The sequence below is a fragment of the Paracoccus angustae genome, from assembly GCF_042648745.1.
Classification (GTDB): Bacteria; Pseudomonadota; Alphaproteobacteria; order Rhodobacterales; family Rhodobacteraceae; genus Paracoccus; species Paracoccus angustae.
This window is the reverse complement of the sequence record NZ_JBHRXY010000040.1, coordinates 1-18,856: the sequence shown is the minus strand read 5'-3', so window position 1 is coordinate 18,856 and position 18,856 is coordinate 1. Positions and strand designations below refer to the sequence as shown.

The 18,856-nt window shown below is 66.3% G+C and carries 18 protein-coding genes and 1 pseudogene; 8 read left to right on the top strand and 11 right to left on the bottom strand.

Annotation, left to right across the window (positions count from 1 at the left end; genetic code table 11):
- Positions 1-170 precede the first annotated feature (170 nt).
- Positions 171-257 (top strand): annotated as a pseudogene (locus ACFOM8_RS20180) (DUF2274 domain-containing protein); the annotation flags it as partial.
- Positions 258-519: 262 nt separating this feature from the next.
- A complete protein-coding gene (locus ACFOM8_RS20175; RefSeq protein WP_377764092.1) occupies positions 520-792 on the top strand; it encodes a helix-turn-helix transcriptional regulator in 273 nt (90 codons plus the stop codon).
- On the opposite strand, the gene ACFOM8_RS23145 is transcribed toward ACFOM8_RS20175, so the two are convergent.
- The 3 genes from ACFOM8_RS23145 to guaA form a co-directional block, all read right to left on the bottom strand.
- Positions 782-1,249, bottom strand: a complete 468-nt coding sequence (locus ACFOM8_RS23145) for a tyrosine-type recombinase/integrase (RefSeq protein ID WP_449301511.1) — start codon at positions 1,247-1,249, stop codon at positions 782-784. The genes ACFOM8_RS20175 and ACFOM8_RS23145 overlap by 11 nt on opposite strands.
- On the bottom strand, positions 1,246-2,037 hold the full coding sequence (locus tag ACFOM8_RS23140; protein WP_449301510.1) for a tyrosine-type recombinase/integrase: 792 nt from the start codon (positions 2,035-2,037) through the stop codon (positions 1,246-1,248). Before ACFOM8_RS23140 ends, ACFOM8_RS23145 begins: the two co-directional genes overlap by 4 nt.
- Positions 2,038-2,354: 317 nt before the next feature.
- Positions 2,355-3,914, bottom strand: a complete 1,560-nt coding sequence (gene guaA, locus ACFOM8_RS20165) for a glutamine-hydrolyzing GMP synthase (protein WP_377764090.1) — start codon at positions 3,912-3,914, stop codon at positions 2,355-2,357.
- A 100-nt stretch (positions 3,915-4,014) separates the two neighbouring features.
- Between guaA and ACFOM8_RS20160 the strand changes: the two genes are divergently transcribed.
- Entirely contained in the window at positions 4,015-4,545 is a 531-nt protein-coding gene (locus ACFOM8_RS20160) for a CAP domain-containing protein (protein ID WP_377764089.1), read from the top strand.
- A 107-nt stretch (positions 4,546-4,652) separates the two neighbouring features.
- On the opposite strand, the gene ACFOM8_RS20155 is transcribed toward ACFOM8_RS20160, so the two are convergent.
- The 7 genes from ACFOM8_RS20155 to proS form a co-directional block, all read right to left on the bottom strand.
- On the bottom strand, positions 4,653-5,984 hold the full coding sequence (locus ACFOM8_RS20155; protein ID WP_377764087.1) for a branched-chain amino acid ABC transporter permease: 1,332 nt from the start codon (positions 5,982-5,984) through the stop codon (positions 4,653-4,655).
- A gap of 13 nt (positions 5,985-5,997) precedes the next feature.
- Positions 5,998-7,005 carry a branched-chain amino acid ABC transporter permease gene (locus tag ACFOM8_RS20150; protein ID WP_377764085.1) on the bottom strand — a complete coding sequence of 336 codons (1,008 nt, stop codon included), beginning with the start codon at positions 7,003-7,005 and terminating at the stop codon, positions 5,998-6,000.
- A gap of 3 nt (positions 7,006-7,008) precedes the next feature.
- The gene (locus ACFOM8_RS20145; RefSeq protein WP_377764084.1) at positions 7,009-7,842 is read right to left on the bottom strand and encodes an ABC transporter ATP-binding protein; all 834 of its coding nucleotides are present in this window, start codon (positions 7,840-7,842) and stop codon (positions 7,009-7,011) included.
- Positions 7,839-8,621: an ABC transporter ATP-binding protein gene (locus ACFOM8_RS20140; protein WP_377764082.1), complete on the bottom strand. Its 783-nt coding sequence runs from the start codon at positions 8,619-8,621 to the stop codon at positions 7,839-7,841. Before ACFOM8_RS20140 ends, ACFOM8_RS20145 begins: the two co-directional genes overlap by 4 nt.
- A 115-nt stretch (positions 8,622-8,736) precedes the next feature.
- A complete protein-coding gene (locus ACFOM8_RS20135; RefSeq protein ID WP_377764080.1) occupies positions 8,737-9,921 on the bottom strand; it encodes an ABC transporter substrate-binding protein in 1,185 nt (394 codons plus the stop codon).
- Between the two features lie 130 nt (positions 9,922-10,051).
- Complete coding sequence (locus ACFOM8_RS20130) at positions 10,052-10,543, bottom strand: DUF2937 family protein (protein WP_377764079.1); 492 nt, start codon at positions 10,541-10,543, stop codon at positions 10,052-10,054.
- Positions 10,540-11,901: a proline--tRNA ligase gene (gene proS / locus ACFOM8_RS20125; protein WP_377764077.1), complete on the bottom strand. Its 1,362-nt coding sequence runs from the start codon at positions 11,899-11,901 to the stop codon at positions 10,540-10,542. The genes ACFOM8_RS20130 and proS overlap by 4 nt, the downstream gene beginning before the upstream one ends.
- 130 nt (positions 11,902-12,031) lie before the next feature.
- On the opposite strand from proS, the gene ACFOM8_RS20120 reads away from it, so the two are divergent.
- From ACFOM8_RS20120 to ACFOM8_RS20105, 4 genes are read left to right on the top strand one after another with little or no spacing between them, the layout of a single operon-like run.
- Positions 12,032-13,246 carry an AI-2E family transporter gene (locus ACFOM8_RS20120; RefSeq protein WP_377764076.1) on the top strand — a complete coding sequence of 405 codons (1,215 nt, stop codon included), beginning with the start codon at positions 12,032-12,034 and terminating at the stop codon, positions 13,244-13,246.
- Positions 13,247-13,945 carry a chromosomal replication initiator DnaA gene (locus ACFOM8_RS20115; RefSeq protein ID WP_377764074.1) on the top strand — a complete coding sequence of 233 codons (699 nt, stop codon included), beginning with the start codon at positions 13,247-13,249 and terminating at the stop codon, positions 13,943-13,945. It abuts the gene before it with no gap.
- Between the two features lie 25 nt (positions 13,946-13,970).
- Complete coding sequence (locus ACFOM8_RS20110; RefSeq protein WP_377764073.1) at positions 13,971-16,136, top strand: RNA degradosome polyphosphate kinase; 2,166 nt, start codon at positions 13,971-13,973, stop codon at positions 16,134-16,136.
- 55 nt (positions 16,137-16,191) lie between these two features.
- Positions 16,192-17,718 carry a Ppx/GppA family phosphatase gene (locus ACFOM8_RS20105; RefSeq protein ID WP_377764071.1) on the top strand — a complete coding sequence of 509 codons (1,527 nt, stop codon included), beginning with the start codon at positions 16,192-16,194 and terminating at the stop codon, positions 17,716-17,718.
- 51 nt (positions 17,719-17,769) lie between these two features.
- On the opposite strand, the gene ACFOM8_RS20100 is transcribed toward ACFOM8_RS20105, so the two are convergent.
- Complete coding sequence (locus tag ACFOM8_RS20100) at positions 17,770-18,219, bottom strand: DUF892 family protein (protein WP_377764069.1); 450 nt, start codon at positions 18,217-18,219, stop codon at positions 17,770-17,772.
- Positions 18,220-18,316: 97 nt separating this feature from the next.
- Here ACFOM8_RS20100 and ACFOM8_RS20095 point away from each other — a divergent pair, with 97 nt between their 5' ends.
- A complete protein-coding gene (locus ACFOM8_RS20095; RefSeq protein WP_377764068.1) occupies positions 18,317-18,706 on the top strand; it encodes a DUF1622 domain-containing protein in 390 nt (129 codons plus the stop codon).
- Positions 18,707-18,856: the final 150 nt, after the last annotated feature.

Genomic DNA, 18,856 nt, shown 5'->3' with positions numbered 1-18,856 from the left:
GACCCAAAAACCATAATCAAAGGTGGGTCAGTTCTCGATGGAAAACCTGGGTCACTTCTGGGTGGAAATTAACACGCAAGGAGATCAAGAAGACCGAACCCATCCGCTGCGTCATCGACACGGCGAACGATACCGCCGAGATCAGCCTTGACGAGAACGTGACGCGCGAAGATCCTGCCAAACTGATCGTGCCGATGCTCGAACGCTTCATCGCCACCGACCGCGGTTTCGCCAAGGCCCGGCGCACGACGGGCTGACCGCTTTTATCGGTGATCTCGGGGGCGTTAACCGCCGCATCTTTTGCGGCCGATTAACGCCCTTAGTGCATCGTGGGGAACGTCAGATTGGGCGGGGTGCCGCCCGCGCATGAGCGGGAATACGGCACGCTACCGGTCAACGATCTTTCGCCATGGTTCGCCAGACGCCGGGAGTGAAGCCAAGTCGCTGACCCGGCCAAGTTCAACGAACGAGGTTTGGCATGAACAGATTAGGCGGAATCAAACGCGGTGGGGCTAGATCATGAGCCAGTCGCTGCCTCCTCTCGGCAAACGCACCATCCGCAGGGACCAGCTTCGCGAGATCGTCCCCCTGGCCGACACCACCATCTACGACATGGAGCAGCGTGGCGAGTTTCCGCAACGCTTCTACCTGACCTCTCGAACGGTGGTGTGGGATCTCGGCGAAGTGGAGGCTTGGCTCGACGAACGGCGCCGAGCCTCCAGGGCGAAGACGGTCAAGCGTGCGCCATCACCCGACGTCACGCTCAGGAAGAGTCGTCCGGTCAAAGGCTAGGCTCCGGGGCCAGAAGGTCCATGGAGGCGGGATAGAGCGTCGGGGTGTATTTCTGGCCACCGACCCACGCGTCAATCAGATTGCCCCATTCCTGCATCATGTGGCGGCGTTGGTGCTCATACTCGGCCTTGTTATAGACGCCGCGCGAAGAACGCCCGTCCTCGTGCGCCAGGCACTTCTCAATCCAGTCGCTGTTGAAGCCCAGCTCGTTGAGCAGCGTCGAGCCCGTGCGGCGAAGATCATGCACGGTGAACGGCTCCAGCGGCAATCCCGCCTTCTTGGCCTGTACGACGACCGCCGTGGTGACGCGGTTGAAGGTCGCACGCGACATAGGCGCATCCGCGTCGTAGCGCGACGGCAGCAGGTAGCGCGAATTGCCGGCGCAGGTCTTGAGCGCGACAAGGATGTCGAGCGACTGTTCGCACAGATAGACGTTGTGCGGCTTGGAGCGCTTCATGCGCTCCTTCGGGATCGACCACACCGCATTCTCGAAGTCGATCTCATCCCACACCGCGTCCTGAGCTCGCTCTTGCGGACCATGGTGAGCAGGATCAGCTTCAGGCCGAGCCGGATCGTCGGCAGCGTCGCCACATGCTCAAGCTGGCCGAGCATGACCCGGATCTCGGCGGGCGAGAGCGAACGGTCCCTGGGAACGAACGTCGCGATCGAGGCCGGCCCGACCTCCTCGGCGGGGTTCGGCACCTTCTCGCCGTGCAGCTTCGCGAAGGCGAACACCAGCTTCACGATGTCACGCACATGGACGGCCGTGGCAGGCGCTCCCCGCTTCTTCACCTTGTCGCACATCGCCCGGAGATCCTCGGGCGTGATCTCCGTCAGCAGCCGGTTGCGGAACGTCGGCAGGATGTCGCGCTCGTAGATCGAGCGCCGCATCGCGCGGGTGCTCTCCGCCATCCGATGCTCTTGCAGCCAGCGTTCGCCGAACTCGCCGAAGCTCTTCGCTTCCTTGATGCGGCGCTTCTCCCGCTGCTTCTCCTGGGCAGGCGACCGCCCCTCCTGAATCGAGCGCTGCGCGTCGATCAGTTTCTCCCGCGCACGGGCCAGAGAAAGGCCCGCCGGCCCGTACCGGCCAAGGGTCAAAGTCTCACGTCGACCGTGCATACGGTAGTCATAGCGGAATACCACGGCGCCCGACGGGTTCACGACGACATACATACAGTCACGGTCAGAGACCTTGTATAATTTATCTTTTGCTTTCAGTGACTTGATTGCGGCATCAGTAAGCATCGGGCCCTCCGAACTCGTTCAAGAAACGTCAGAGAGCCCCCAAAATACCGTCAGGCCAAAATGGGCTGGCGCTGACGGCTAATTTCCTTTCATTCTCAATGGAATAATGTCGAAAAAATACCGTCACAAGCTCTCTAAGCCGTGACGGTATATGCAATTCTGCGAAGTCACAAGACGCCCCATACCGTCAGCTCCGCCGTCGATCGCGAGGCTTGCCCGGCGATTGACGGCGAAAGATGGCGAAGAGAAATTTCTTTATTGTCAGTGTGTTATGGAGAGTTATTGGCGGTTATCGGCGGCGTTTGGGTAGGCGCGAATTATTCCCACTCGATCGTGCCCGGCGGCTTCGAGGTGATGTCGTAGGTGCAGCGGTTGATGCCCTTGACCTCGTTGATGATGCGCGTGGCGGTTTCACCCAGGAAGTCGTGGGTGAAGGGATAGTAATCCGCCGTCATGCCGTCCACGGACGTGACGGCCCGCAGCGCGCAGGCATAGTCGTAGGTCCGCCCGTCGCCCATCACGCCCACGGTGCGCACCGGCAGGATCGCGACAAAGGCCTGCCAGATGTCGTCGTAAAGGCCGTGCCTGCGGATCTGGTCGATAAAGACCGCATCGGCCTTGCGCAGGATGTCCAGCTTTTCGCGCGTGATCTCTCCGGGGCAGCGGATCGCCAGGCCGGGGCCGGGAAAGGGGTGGCGGCCGATGAACTTGTCGGGCAGGCCCAGCTCGCGGCCCAGGGCGCGAACCTCGTCCTTGAACAGTTCGCGCAGGGGCTCCACCAGCTTGAGGCCCATCTTCTCGGGCAGGCCGCCGACATTGTGGTGGGACTTGATCGTGACGGACGGGCCGCCGCTGAAGCTGACGCTTTCGATCACGTCGGGATAAAGGGTGCCCTGGGCCAGGAACTCGGCGCCCTCGATGCCGCTGGCGTAACGCTGGAACACGTCGATGAACAGCCGGCCGATGGTCTTGCGCTTGACCTCGGGGTCGGAGACGCCTTCCAGCGCGCCCAGGAACAGCTCGGATTCGTCGGCGTGGATCAGCGGGATGTTGTAGTTGTCGCGGAACATGGTCACGACTTCCTCGGCCTCGTTGAGGCGCAGAAGCCCGTGGTCCACGAAGACGCAGGTCAGCTGGTCGCCGATGGCCTCGTGGATCAGCACCGCGGCGACGGATGAATCGACGCCGCCCGACAACCCGCAGATGACCTTTTTGTCGCCCACCTGTTCGCGGATCTTGCGGATCGCCTCGTCGCGGTATCCGGCCATGGTCCAGTCGCCGGTGAAGCCCGCCAGGCGGACGAAGTTTTCCAGCATCCGGCGGCCGTTCGGGGTGTGATGCACCTCGGGGTGGAACTGCACGGCATAGAAGCGGCGGGATTCATCCGCGATCATCGCGAAAGGGGCGTTGGGGGACGTGCCGATCACCTCGAACCCCGGCGCAAGCGCGGTCACGCGGTCGCCGTGGCTCATCCAGACTTCTTCCCGCCCGGTATCGAACAGGCCCGCGAAGATGCCGTCGTTCTTGTGGCCTTCGGCGGGGGCGATGAAGGCGCGGCCGTATTCGGCGTGGTGCCCTGCCTCGACCTTGCCGCCCAGCTGCTCCATCATCACCTGCTGGCCGTAGCAGATGCCGAAAACCGGCACGCCCAGGTCGAACACCGCCTGCGGGGCGCGGGGGCTGCCCGGGCGCGTCACGCTGTCCGGCCCGCCCGACAGGATCACCGCCTGCGGGGAAAGCCCGCGCAGGATGTCGTCGGTCAGCAGGTTGTAGGGATGGATTTCGCAAAAGACGTTCAGTTCCCGCAAGCGGCGCGCGATCAGCTGCGTCACCTGGCTGCCGAAGTCGATGATCAGAAGGCGTTGATGCTGGGTCATGGATGCGCTTTAAGCGCGCCCATGCCGCCGCGCAAGGGATTTGGCTGCCGGAACCGCGCTTGTCCGCGGCGCGTTTCCGGCACCAAGAACCGAGGTTTCCATGGCCCCCTTCCGCCTTCTTGCCGCCGCCTTTGGCCTGGCCGCCGTTGCCGCCTGCCAGCAAGGCATCCGCACCACCATGCCCTGGGAAACGCCGACCGTTCCCCCGGCCGAGGAGGCGCTGGCGGCCCAATGCGCGGGCGATGCGGCGATGGCCGCGCAACTGGATGCCGCCGTCGCCGCCGCGCGCGACGGCGGGGGCAAGACACCCCTGGCCCCGGCGCCGCTTCTGGCGCAGATCGCGCAAAGCCATGCCTGCGACATGGCCCGGACCGGCCGGGTCGATGTCGAGGGTTCGAACGGGTCCAGCGTCGTGGACCGGGCACGGGCGGCCGGTTATCCGGTTTGCGGCGTGGTCCAGCTTGTCGGCCGGGGCGGCGGCCCGGCGGATGCCGTCGCGCGCTGGCTGTCCGCCGAGGCGCAGCGGACCGAGCTTCTGGGCCAGGCCAGCCGTCAGATCGGCAGCGGCTATGCCCTCGGCGCGGACGGGGCGGCTTATTACAGTGTGGTGCTGGGGGACGACTGCCGCTGATCCCGGCAAAAAAAAAGGGGGGCCGACTGCCCCCCAATCGCCGTTCCGGCGATTTCCCCCCGTGGATATTTGCACAAAGGTGAAACGGGCGCGTGACGCCCCTTGTCCTATTTCTCGGGAACCAGCCCCCTTGGCGCGAAGCGAAGCACCAGCAGCAGCACAAGGCCCATGGCGATGAAGCGCATATGCGGCGCGCTGCCCAGCAGATGGGCCTTGATGTCGCCGTCGGGCAGGGGCCCCACCAGGACGCCGATCAGGTTCGGTCCCCAGACTTCGGCCTTGATCCACAGAAACCAGATCAGCACAGCGCCCAGGACCGAGCCCCAGTTGTTGCCCGACCCGCCGACGATCACCATCACCCAGATCAGGAAGGTATAGCGCAGCGGGTTGTACGAGGTCGGCGCCATCAGCCCGTCCAGCGTGATCATCATCGCCCCCGCGATGCCGATCACCGCCGAGCCGAGCACGAAGACCTGCAAATGGCGGGCGGTCACGTCCTTGCCCATGGCCTCGGCCGCGGTCTCGTTGTCGCGGATCGCGCGCATCATGCGGCCCCAGGGGGATTTCAGCGCCAGTTCTGCCAAAAGGATGATGACGAGCAGCACCACCAGGAACAGCGACATGTAGCAGAGCTTGACCCAGATGCCCGAGGCCTCGGCAGTGCCGAAGCCCCAGCGGGCGGCAAAGTCCACAAAGGCCGGATTCTGCTGGAGATCGGTCTCGTAGGGCACGGGCCGGGGAATGGCCGCGATGTTCTTGACGCCGCGGGCCAGCCAGTCCTCGTTGCGCAGCACGGCCACGATGATCTCGCCGATGCCCAGGGTGGCGATGGCGAGGTAGTCCGAGCGAAGGCCGAGCGCGACCTTGCCCACGGCCCAGGCGGCGGCGGCGGCAAAGGCCCCGCCCACCAGCCAGGACAGCAGGACCGGCAGGCCCAGGCCGCCGATATTGCCGGTGCGGGCGCTGTCGTTCGCCTCGATCGCGGTGACGGCGGGATCGAACAGCCAGCGATAGGCGACAAAGCCGGCCAGCAGCACAAGGGCCACGGTCCAGCCGCGGCGGGTGCGGGCATAAACGATCCGCGCCAGCGCCAGCGTGCCCAGGCCCACCAGCAGCGACAGGACCAGGCGCGGCCCGCCCGCGGCCCAGGCACCCTCGACCGGGGGCAGAGAGACCAGCACGGGGGCCAGCCCGCCGATGGCCAGAAAGCCCACGACGCCGGTGTTGAACAGCCCGGCATAGCCCCATTGCATGTTCACGCCCAAGGCCGTGATGGCCGAGATCAGACCCATGTTCAGGATCGCCAGCGAGGTGTTCCAGGACCCCGAGAACATGCCGTTCCTGACCGTGCCTTCCAGCACGAACAGAATGGCGAGAACCAGGAACAGAACGGGCGCCCGCCAGGGGTTGGCAGCGGCGGCTTGACGGTTGGATGACATGAACGGACCCCCCTTACGCCGACTTGCCGCGGAACAGCCCGGTCGGGCGGAACAGCAGAACCACGATCAGGATGACGAAGCTGACGGCGAACTTGTATTCGGTGCCCAGCAGTTGCAGCAGCCCCCCGGGCTGCCAGTCCGGGAACAGATAGCCCGCGACCTTGACCCAAGGATAGGTCACGGCGACCTCGGAAAAGGCGACAAGAAAGCCGCCCGCGATGGCGCCGATGGGGTTGCCCAGGCCGCCCACGATGGCGGCGGCGAAGATCGGCAGCAGGATCTGGAAGTAGTTGAAGGGCCGGAACGACTTGTCCAGTCCGTAGAGCACGCCCGCGACCGTCATCAGCGCCGCGGCGATGATCCAGGTCAGGCGCACCACGCGTTCGGGGTCGATGCCCGACAGCAGCGCCAGATCCTCGTTGTCGGAATAGGCGCGCATGGCCTTGCCGGATTTCGTGCGGTTCAGGAACCAGAACAGCGCGGCGCAGACGATCACCGTCACCACCAGCGTCAGCGCCTGCGTGGACCGCAGCGCCAGCCCCTCGGACAGGCCCGTCCATTCACGGAAGTCGCGCACGTTGATGATGAAGCGCGCGCCGTCGTCGAAGCGTTGGTCGTCCACGCCGATGATCAGGCGCGTCAGGCCGTTCATCACGAACATCACCCCGACCGAGGCCATCACGAAGATGATCGGCGCCGCCTTCTGCGCCCGGTAGAAGCGATAAACCGCGCGGTCCGTGCCCAGCACCAGAAGCGCGGTGGCCGCGATCCCCACCGGCAGCGCCAGCAGCGCGGTCGGCAGCGGCCCCAGCGAGACGCCCAGCGATTGCAGCCCCCAGGTCGCAAGGATCGTGATGGCGGTGCCGAAGGCCATGGTGTCGCCATGGGCGAAGTTGGAAAACCGCAGGATGGCATAGATCAGCGTCACCCCGAGCGCGCCAAGCGCCAGTTGCGCCCCGTAGGCGGCGGCGGGGATGAAGACGAAGTTCAGAAAGGCCGCAAGGGCGTTGAGGATGTCCAAGGCTCAACCTCCCAGGAAGGTGCGGCGCACCTCGTCGTTCCGCATCAACTCCTGGCCGGTGCCGGTATGGGCGTTTGCCCCCTGCACCAGCACATAGGCCTTGTCGGCGATCATCATCGCCTGCTTGGCGTTCTGTTCCACCATCAGCACCGGCAGGCCGCCGCGGGCGATGGCGATGATGCGGTCGAACAGCTCGTCCATGACGATGGGGCTGACGCCCGCGGTCGGTTCGTCCAGCATCAGGACCGAAGGCTGCGTCATCAGCGCCCGGCCCACCGCGACCTGCTGGCGCTGCCCGCCCGACAGTTCGCCCGCCGCCTGCCGGCGCTTGGCGGCGACGGCGGGGAACAGGTCGTAAACCTGCTCCATCGTGCGGCGGATGTCGTCCTTGCGGATGAAGGCCCCCATTTCCAGGTTCTCCTCGACCGTCATGGACGGGAAGATGTTGTTGACCTGCGGCACGAAGCCCATGCCCGCCTTCACGCGGTCCTGGGGATTCAGCGCGGTGATGTCGCGCCCGTTCAGCCGCACGCTGCCCTTGCGCAGGTTCAGCATGCCGAAGATCGCCTTCATGGCGGTGGACTTGCCCGCGCCGTTGGGACCGACGATCACGGCGATCTGGCCCTGTTCCACGGAAATGGTGCAGTCGTGCAGGATGTCGGCGCCCTTGCCGTATCCGCCAGTCATGCCCTCTCCGATCAGGAAGGGATCGCCCGCGCGGCCCGGACCGACCGGACCCGAGGGGCGGGTGCCGTCGATGGTGCCGCGCCCCCGGGGGTTCACGACCGACAGATCGCGGTTGCCGCGATGGCCGAAGACTGCGTCCTGATCGCTCATGCGCCCACCATGTCCTTGTTCTTGAGGCCCGTGCCCAGATAGGCCTCGATCACGGCCTCGTTGCGCATGATGTCCTGGGCGCTGCCCGTGGCCAGGACCTTGCCCTCGGCCATGACGATCACCGGGTCGCACAGCTTGCCGATGAAATCCATGTCGTGTTCGATCACGCAGAAGGTATAGCCGCGTTCCTTGTTCAGCCGGATGATCGCGTCGGCGATGGTCATCAGCAGCGTGCGGTTCACGCCCGCGCCCACCTCGTCCAGAAAGACCACCTTGGCATCGACCATCATCGTGCGGCCCAGTTCCAGAAGCTTCTTCTGGCCGCCCGACAGGTTGCCGGCCTTTTCATGGGTCAGGTGCCGGATGGTCAGGAAATCCAGAACCTCGTCGGCCTTCTTGCGCAGGGCGGCTTCCTCGCGCTCGATCCGGCCGCGCTGGAACCAGGTCTTCCAGATCGTCTCGCCCGACTGGGCGCCGGGAACCATCATCAGGTTCTCGCGCACGGTCATGGAGGAGAACTCATGCGCCAGCTGAAAGGTGCGCAGCAGCCCCTTGTGGAACAGCGCGTGCGGCGGCAGGCCGGTGATGTCCTCGCCGTCCATGAAGACGCGGCCGGATGTCGGCGGCAAGACGCCCGCGATCACGTTGAACAGCGTGGACTTGCCCGCTCCGTTGGGACCGATCAGCCCGGTGATCGAGCCGGTCTCGATGGTCAGGCTGGCGCCATCGACGGCGCGGAAGCCGCCGAAATGGCGATGGAGGTCTTCGACCCTGATCATTCTTCTTTCCCCGTCCTTCACGCCATTGGTGAAGTGTGACCGCATTCAGCGGCTTTTGTCATGAAAAATGGCCCGGCAACCGCGCAGGCTGCCGGGCCGTATCACATGTTTGGCCTCAGCGATAGCCGACGACGGTCATTTCGCCGTTTTCGAAGGCCACCTCGCGATACACGCCGGCGGTTTCGCCGTTGCCCACCATCTCGATGGAGGAGGCGCCGACATAATCGACATCGCCGCCGTTGTTCAGGATTTCCAGCCCCTTGGCCAGTTCGCCCGGCAGGATCTTCTCGCCCGGCTCGTTGGCGACATCCATCACCTTGTCCTTCCAGACCTTGGGATCGCTGGACTTGGCGGCGGCCATCGACAGCAGCATCAGGGCCGCCGCGTCATAGGATTCGGCCGCATAGGCGCTGGTGCCGTCAAAGCCCGCGCCTTCGGCCATTTCCAGGAACTTCTCGCGGCCCTCGCCCTCGGCGGCCGGGTTCTGGCCAAAGCTGCCGTCGATCTCGGAACCGAAGTTGTCGATCAGGGCCTGGCCGACCATGCCGTCGGGAAAGACAAAGGTGTCGAATGCGCCGGTGTCCAGCGCCGCGCGCACCACGCCCGAACCGCCCTGGTCCACATAGCCCACGACCACCAGCGCATCGCCGCCCGCGGCGGCCAGCGCCGCGACCTCGGCCGAATAGTCGGCCTTGCCGTCGTCATGGGCGGCGTTGACCGTGACGGTGCCGCCCTTTTCCTGGAAGGCCGCCGCGAAGGCATCGGCCAGGCCCTTGCCGTAGTCGTTGTTGGTATAGGTGATGGCGGCGTTCTGGATGCCCTTTTCCATCATGATCTCGGCCATGACCTCGCCCTGGCGGGCGTCGGACGGCGAGGTGCGGAAGAACAGCCCGTTGTCCTCGATGGTGGACAGCGCGGGCGAGGTCGCGGAGGGCGAGATCATCACCACCCCGTTCGGCACGGCCACGTTCTGAAGGGACGCGATCGCCTCGCCCGAGCACATGCCGCCGACGATGCCCTTGACCCCTTCGGCGGTGATCAGGCGTTCCACCGTCGCGGTCGCGGCGGCGGCGTCGATGCAGGTCGAGTCGCCCTGAACCGGCACAACGGTCGATCCGTCCAGCAGCAGGCCGGAATCGCTGACCTCTTTCATGGCGAGCTCGGCGCCCGACGCCATGCCGGGCGCCATGGATTCCAGCGGCCCGGTAAAGCCCAGCGACATCCCCAGCTTGATTTCCTCGGCCGACGCGGCACCGGCCATCAACGCGCCCATGGCGGTGGCCAGAAGAAGTTTTTTCATGTGATTGTCTCCCAGTTGGAACAATGTCCTAGGCCGCACGTTAGAAGCGCCCTGCACAAAAGAAAAGCGGGATATTGCCAAGAATCTCTGCCTTTTCGCGCTGGTGACGCCGGGTCAGCGACAGCCGGGGTCAGCGCCAGCCGGGCCGGTCCTGCCTGCGCCGGAAGATCAGGCCGGGCAGGGCGGCAAGGCACCATCCCAGGGCCAGCCCGATCCCCGCCGCCCCCAATCCCGCCGCCGTCACGGGAACGGCGGGCCGGAAATCGCCCCAGGTGGCCGCCAGGGTTTCGGGATCGCGCAAACGGTGCGGCAGCAGCATCCGCTCCAGCGGCCCGGCGAGGCGCAGCATTTGCAGATCGGCGCGCGCCCGGTCCAGGCGGGCGAAGACCGCCCGCATGTTGGCCTGATGGGTGTCGCGGAAGGCGCTGCCGGACAGGTCGGCCAGGGCCTCGTTCCGCGTCAGGCCCGCCGCCCGCGCGCTGGCGTCGAATTCGGCGGCGACGCGGGACAGCGCGTCCACCTGCCCGCCGAGCCGCTGGACATACTGGTCCGAAAAGGCCGGGAACTGCGACAAGGCGGCGGCAAGACAGACCGCCGCCGCCAGCCGCAGGAACCCGGTCACCTGTCCTGCACCTTGAGGCCCAGAACGGGCGCATAAACCTGTTCCAGCCGGGCGATGGCGTCCTTGGGCGACATCTCCTCGGTCGCGCCCGTGCGGCGGTTGGTCAGTTCCACCTTGTTCGCGGCCAGACCGCGCGGGCCGACGGTGATGCGCCAGGGCAGGCCGATCAGGTCCATGGTGGCGAATTTCGCCCCCGCCCGGTCGTCGCGGTCGTCATAAAGCGGATCCAGCCCGCGCGCCTGCAATTCGGCATAGATCGCGTCGCAGGCGCTGTCGGTCGAATTGTCGCCCTGCTTGAGGTTGACGATGCCCACGTGGAAGGGGGTCACCCCCTCGGGCCAGATGATGCCCTTGTCGTCGTGGTTGGCCTCGATGATGGCGCCCAGAAGGCGGGACACGCCGATGCCGTGGCTGCCCATCTCGACGGGCACGCGGGTGCCGTCGGGACCGACAACGGTGGCGCCCATGGCTTCGGAATACTTGGTGCCGAAATAGAAGATCTGGCCCACCTCGATCCCGCGCGCGGTGCGGCGGCGTTCCTCGGGCACCTGGGCGAAGACCGCCTCGTCATGGGTTTCGTCCGTGCGGGCGTAGCGGCTGGTGAACTCCTCCAGCACGGCCTGGCATTGTTCCGCGCTGTCATAGTCGATCTGCCGGTCGCCGAAGGTCAGGTCGGTGATTTGGCTGTCATAGAAGACCTCGGATTCGCCGGTCTCGGCCAGCACCAGGAATTCGTGGGTATAGTCCCCGCCGATCGGCCCGCCGTCCGCGCGCATCGGGATCGCCTGCAAGCCCATGCGTTCGTAGGTGCGCAGATAGCTGACCAGGTGCCGGTTATAAGCGTGGAGCGCGGCGTCGCGCGTCAGGTCGAAGTTGTAGCCGTCCTTCATCAGGAACTCGCGGCCGCGCATCACGCCGAAGCGGGGACGGATCTCGTCGCGGAACTTCCACTGGATGTGGTACAGCGTCAGGGGCAGATCCTTGTAGCTGTTCACATGGCTGCGGAAGATGTCGGTGATCATCTCCTCGTTCGTGGGGCCATACAGCAGGTCGCGCTTGTGGCGGTCCCTGATGCGCAGCATTTCCTCGCCGTAATCGTCGTAGCGTCCGCTTTCGCGCCACAGATCCGCCGGTTGCAGGGTCGGCATCAGCAGGGGAATATGCCCCGCGCGCTGCTGTTCCTCGTGGACGATCTGCTCGATCCGGCGCAGCACCTTGAAGCCCAGCGGCAGCCAGGAATAGATCCCCGCCGCCTGCTGCTTGATCATTCCGGCGCGCAGCATCAGCCGGTGGCTGACGATCTGCGCCTCTTTCGGGTCTTCCTTCAGCACCGGCAGGAAATAGCGCGTGAGACGCATGGCGGGATCCTTTGATCGAACACGGCGCAAACCGTTAGCGGATCGGCCCAGCCTTGCCAAGAACCGCCCGCTTGCAACTGCCGCCCGTCGGGGTCACATTCCTCCGCGACACTCGCACCAGGAACCGGCCATGCGCATACCGATACACAAGCAGCTGATGTGGTGGGGCGTGGCGGCGGTGGCGCTGCTGCTGGCGATGTGGCTGCTGGGGCAGGCGATCCTGCCCTTCATCCTGGGCGCGGGCGTGGCCTATCTGCTGGATCCGGTGGCCGACCGGCTGGAACGCGCGGGCCTGTCGCGCGTGATGTCGGTGGTGGTGATCACCGTCGCCGCCGTTCTGGCCTTTGCGGCGGTGGTGCTGCTGGTGGTGCCGGTCATGCTGCGCCAGGCCACGTCGCTGATCGAAACCGCGCCCGAGATGCTGGAAAAGGCGCGGCTGTTCCTGTCGGCGCGCTTTCCCGAGCTTTTGCCCGCGAACGGCGACATCGGCACGGCGCTGACCGACCTGGGCGCGGCCATGGGCGAGCAGATGGGCACGCTGGCCTCGCGCCTGCTGTCGTCGGTGGGCGGCATCATCAGCGCCATCGCGATCCTGGTGATCGTGCCGGTGGTGGCCTTTTATCTGCTGCTGGACTGGGACCATCTGGTGGACCGCGTGGACACGCTGCTGCCCCGCGAACACGCCCCCACCCTGCGCCGCCTGTCGCGGGAAATCGACGAGGCCTTGTCGGGCTTCGTGCGCGGGCAGGGGCTTGTGATGCTGATCCTGGGCACCTGGTACGCGATCGGGCTGATGATCGTGGGGCTGCCCTTCGGCTTCTTCATCGGCGTGATGGCGGCGCTGCTGTCCTTTATCCCCTATGTCGGCGTGCTGATCGGCGGGGCCACGGCCATCGGGGTCGCGCTGTTCAGCTTTTGGGGCGATCCCTTGTGGATCGGGCTGGTGGTGGCGATCTTCGCGCTTGGCCAGATCGTCGAGGGCAATTATCTGCAACCCAAGATCGTCGGCCATCATGTCGGCCTGCACCCGGTCTGGCTGCTGCTGGCCTTGTCGGTCTTCGGCGCGCTGTTCGGCTTTGTCGGCATGGTCATGGCGGTGCCGCTGGCCGCCGCGCTTGGCGTGGTCGGGCGCTTCCTGACGCAGCGGTATCAGGAAAGCGCCCTGTTCACCGGCCAGGCGCTGCCCCCCGATCCGGGCCAGCCCATGCTGGTCGAGATCGTCCCTCGCGGCACCGTTGCCAACACCATCCGCGAGGCGCGCATCCGCGCCGACGTGAACCGCGCCCAGGGCCAGATCGAGATCATGCGCGAGGAAATCGCCCGCAAGCATCCCAACGCCGGATAGATGGCCGTGATCTTTCGCCAGTTGACGCTGGACCTGACGACGCCGCCCGCCCATTCCCGCGCCGATTTCCTGCCGGCGCCGGCGAACCGGGCGGCGCTGGCCGCGCTGGACGCGCCGCAGGACTGGCCGCAGGGGCGGATGCTGCTGATCGGACCCGAGGGCGCGGGCAAGTCGCACCTGGCGGCCTTCTGGGCGGCCGAGAACGGCGCGCGCCGCATGAAGGCCGCCGCCCTCCGGCCCGATGCCGCCGACCACCTCGCCACCGAGGGCGGCGCCCTGGTGATCGAGGATGCCGACCGCGCGGGCCGGGCGGCGGGGGCGGAACAGGCGCTGTTCCACCTGTGGAACCTTTGCGCGCCGCGCGACTGCCTGCTGCTGCTGACGGCGCGCACGCCGCCCCGCGACTGGGGCCTGGTGCTGCCCGACCTGCGGTCGCGCATGGACGCGATGCCCCAGGTCCGGCTGATGCCGCCCGACGAATCGCTGCTGGCCGCCGTGTTGGTCAAGCTGTTCGCGGACCGCCAGCAGGCCGTGTCCTCGGACCTGATCGACTGGCTGGTTTTGCACATGCCGCGCGACCTGGGGCTGGCCCGCCGGCTTGTCGCCGCCATGGACCGCGCCGCCATGGCCGACAAGCGCCCCATCACGCGCCGCATTGCAGCCGAACTGCTGAACGGTCTATCCGGGGAAGGAACATGACTCGACGCCTCCAAGGTCAGAAACCATGACGCAAGCAGATTTTCTTCGGACACCCTTTCCTGAACCGCAGGATCTGCCCGGCGGCGTGCCGCAGAACGGGTCGCGCTTCTTCAACCGCGAGGTCAGCTGGCTGTCCTTCAATTGGCGGGTGCTGGACGAGGCGCGCAATCCCCGCGTGCCGCTGCTGGAACGGCTGCGCTTCGTGTCGATCAGCGCGACCAACCTGGACGAATTCTACACCGTCCGCGTGGCGGGCCTGCGCGAACTGGTGCGCGAGGGAAACACCACGCCCTCGGATGACGGGCTGACCCCGGCCGAGCAGCTTGCGATGATCAACACCGACGCCCGCCGCCTGATGGGCGCGCAGCAGGGCGTCTGGAACCGCATCCGGCGCGAGATGGAGGATGCGGGCATCGTCATCCTGTCCCGGTCCCGCCTGACCCGCGCCGAGGAGGAGTTCCTCCACGATCATTTCGAACGCAAGGTCTTTCCGGTCCTTTCGCCCCTGGCCATCGACCCGGCGCATCCGTTTCCCTTTATCCCCAACACCGGCTTCTCGCTGGCGCTGGAACTGGCGCGGGAAACCGACGGACGGCAGATGCAGGCGCTGCTGCCGATCCCCGCGCAGCTTCGCCGCTTCATCCCCCTGCCGGGCGGCGAACGGTTCTTCAAGCTGGAAGACCTGCTGCTGATGCATCTGTCCTCGCTGTTTCCCGGATACCGCGACACGGGCCATTGCGCCTTCCGCGTGCTGCGCGACAGCGACCTGGAGGTCGAGGAAGAGGCCGAGGATCTGGTCCGTGAATTCGAAACCGCGCTGAAGCGCCGCCGCCGGGGCAGCGTCATCCGGCTGAAGATCACGCGTGGCGCGCCCGACCGCCTGCGCCGCCTGATCGCCGACGAACTGGAGGTCGGCCCCGACGAGGTGATCGAGGTCGAGGGCCTGCTGGGCATGGCCGACCTGTCCGAACTTGTGCTGGATTCGCGCCGCGACCTTTTGTGGCCCGCCTTCACGCCGCGCGTTCCCGAACGGGTGCAGGACCACGACGGCGACATGTTCGCGGCCATCGGGCAAAAGGACATGCTGCTGCACCACCCGTACGAGACCTTCGACATGGTGGTCCGCTTTCTGGCCCAGGCCGCGCGCGACCCGAACGTGCTGGCGATCAAGCAGACGCTGTACCGCACCAGCCGCGACAGCCCGATCGTCGACGCGCTTTGCGAGGCCGCCGAGTCCGGCAAGTCGGTCACGGCCCTGGTGGAGCTGAAGGCCCGCTTCGACGAGGCCGCCAACATCCGCCAGTCGCGGCGGCTGGAACGGGCGGGCGCGCATGTCGTTTACGGCTTCGTGAACTACAAGACCCACGCCAAGATCAGCACGGTCGTTCGGCGCGAGGGCGACAACCTGGTCACCTATACCCATTACGGCACCGGCAACTATCACCCGATCACGGCGCGGATCTATACCGACCTGTCGCTGTTCACCTGCGATCCGGCGCTTGGCCGGGACGCCACGAAGGTCTTCAACTACCTGTCGGGCTATGTGCAGCCGGCGGGCCTGGAAAACCTGTCCATCTCGCCCATCGACCTCAAGGACCGGCTGCTTTCGCTGATCGGGCGCGAGGCCGAACTGGCCCGGCAAGGGCGGCCCGCCGCGATCTGGGCCAAGATGAACTCGCTGATCGAAAAGGACGTGATCGACGCGCTTTACGCGGCAAGCAGCGCGGGCGTGAAGATCAGCCTCGTGGTGCGCGGCATCTGCGGCATCCGCCCCGGCATCCGCGGCCTGTCCGAAAACATCCGCGTCAAGTCCATCGTCGGGCGTTATCTGGAACATTCGCGCATCGTCTGCTTCGGCAACGGCTACGGGCTGCCGTCCAAGCGGGCGCGGGTCTTCATCAGCTCGGCAGATTGGATGGACCGCAACCTGAACCGGCGCGTGGAAACGCTGGTCGAATGCATGAACGAAACGGTGAAGGCGCAGATCGTCAGCCAGATCATGGCCGCCAACATGGCGGACGAGGCGCAAAGCTGGCTGTTGCAACCCGATGGCCGCTTCGTGCGCTATCTGCCCGAAGGGCGGGACGACCTGTTCAACTGTCACCGCTTCTTCATGGACCATCCCTCGCTGTCCGGGCGGGGCACGGCGGGGGCGGGCGACGTTCCGGCGCTCACCCATTCGAACGATTGACGCGCCCGGAAGGGCACGTCATTAACGCCGCGATGCGGCAGCGGGAGAGGCGGCGATGAACGGCGTACGCACCACGACCGGCAAGACGGTCGAGCCTTTCGGCAAGATGTTCGGAAAATTGCCGAAGCGGGCCTTGTCGCGCGTGGGCGTGGTCGATGTGGGCTCGAACTCGATCCGGCTGGTGGTCTTCGACGGGGCGGCCCGCTCGCCCGCCTATTTCTACAACGAAAAGGTCATGGCGGGGCTTGGCGCCCGGATGGCCCAGACGGGCCGCCTGAACCCCGATGGGGTAGAGCGCGGCTTTGCCGCCCTTCAGCGTTTCGCGGCCCTGGCCAAGGGCATGGACATCGACCCCCTGACCTGCGTGGCCACCGCCGCCGTGCGCGAGGCCGCCGACGGTCCCGCCTTCAAGGACCGCGTCGAACGCGAAACCGGCATCAGGATGCACGTGATCGACGGCGAGGAAGAGGCGCGCCTGTCCGCCCAGGGCGTGCTGCTGGGCTGGCCCGACGCCAGGGGGCTGGTCTGCGACATCGGCGGCAACTCCATGGAGCTGGCCGAGGTCGCGGACGGCCGGATCGGCAAGCGCGTGTCCTCTCAGCTGGGGCCGTTCCGGTTGCAGCAGGTGGGCGGCGGCAAGGACGGGCTGCGCAAGCATATCAAGAAGGTGATGGCCGGGCTGGCGCAGGTCATGGGCACCCATCACGAACGCATCTACCTGGTCGGCGGATCGTGGCGCGCCATCGCCCGGCTGGACATGGAGCGCGTGTCCTATCCCATGACGGTGCTTCACGAATACCGCATGACCCCCAAGGCGGTGGCCGACACGGTCGCCTGGATCGCGGCCAACGACATCGGCGCGCTCAAGGCGCAGACCGGCCTGTCGTCCTCGCGGATCGAGCTGGTGCCGCTGGCCGCGCAGGTGCTGGCGCAGCTGACCGAAACCTTTGCCCCGGCCGAGCTTGCGGTGTCCAGCTATGGCATCCGCGAGGGGCTGCTTTACGAGCAGATGCCCGACAGCCTGCGCAAGCGCGACCCCCTGATCGAGGCCGCGCGCTTCACCGAACGCCAGATGGCCCGAATGCCGGGATCGGGCAAGAAGCTGTATCAGTTCCTGCGGCCCTTGTTCCAGCACGCCGCGCCCGAACGCGACCGCCTGATCCACGCCGCCTGCCTGCTGCACGACATCAGCTGGCGCGCCCATCCCGATTACCGCGCCGACGCCTGCTTCGACAATGTGACACGCGCCAACATGGCCGCGCTGAGCCACCCGGAGCGCGTGTTCCTGGGCCTTGCGCTGCTGCACCGTTACAAGAACAGCCGCGCGGGTTCGCCCATGGCGCCCTTGTTCAAGCTGCTGTCCGACGCCGAGATCGCTGATGCCGAGATTCTGGGCAAGGCGATGCGCTTTGGCGCCATGCTGGCGCTGGACGACCCGGCCGATGCGGGCAAGCTGATCCCCGACGGCAAGCAACTGATCCTGAAGCTGACGCCCACCGGCCGCAAGCTGATGGGCGAGGTGGCCCAGGCCCGCTTCGGATCCCTGTGCGCCGCCCTGGGTGTCGAGGGCAGGATCACCTGACCCAAGGCGCAAGGCGCCCGGCACGAATGCCGGGCGTTCGGGCGGGGGGCCTTACAGCGTTTCGGCCGTGCGCTGCATCCATTCCCGGTGGCGCAGTTCGTCGGCATGGGCCTTCTGGAAGAAGGCGCGCGACTTCTCGATGGCGTCGGGATGCCCCGATGCCCGCTCGTAGGCGGTAACAGTGTCGTTCTCGTTCGTGGCCATTGCCTTGAGAATGGCGCTGTCGCCGAACAGGTCGGCCAGGGCGATCTTGCCGGTGGTCAGCATCTGCTTCATGTCGCCTTCCGTCGGGGCTTCCACCCCGGTTTCGGCGGCCATTTCCCGCAGCACGTCGAGATGCTGAAGATGATCCTGGCGGAAGGATTCGACCTGCTGGGACAGGCTCGGATCCGAAAGCCGGGCGACGGTCGACTCATAGGCCGCGATGGCGTCGTGTTCCAGCAGGATCAGGTTGCGGATCAGGTCGCGGATATTGTCCTCGGTGCCGATGGTGGTTGCCATGCTTGCCTCGTGATGTGGTGGCTTGTGCGGAGGGTGAACCGTTCCGGCAATCGTTTGTTCCGTTGGGGCGGATGATCTTGCCGCATCGGGGACACGGATGGAACAGATGACGACCTTTTCGCTTTCCGACCACCTTGGCCCGCTGACGCCCGCCTTCGAATGGCTGGTGGTCGTCATCGAACTGTTCGCCATCGCGATCCTGCTGCTGGGGCTTGCGCAGTTCGCCCGCGCCTTCGCCTCGGGCGAGATCACCAGGCGCGGCGCCCATGAACGCGGCCATCGGCTGAACCTGGGCCGCCTGACCCTGGGCCGCCATATCCTGTCGGGGCTCGAGGTGCTGATCGTGGCCGACCTGATCCGCACGATGCTGCATCTGACCTTGGACAACATCGCGCTGCTGGGCGGGCTTGTCGCGATCCGGTCGCTGATCTCGTTCTTTCTGGAACGGGAACTGAGCCACCTTCGTCAGGAAGGCGGCGGCTGCTGAGGGGGGGTTGTCCGGGCCTTCTGCGAAACCGGTTGCCGGGGCCGGGGGGCTGGATCGGGCGCCGGTCCTGTTCCTGGCCCCGGTTTTTGGCTCCGGTCTTGGCCCGTCGTCCGGGGCGATCCGGCCATCGGTGCAAAAGGTGCTGCCGGC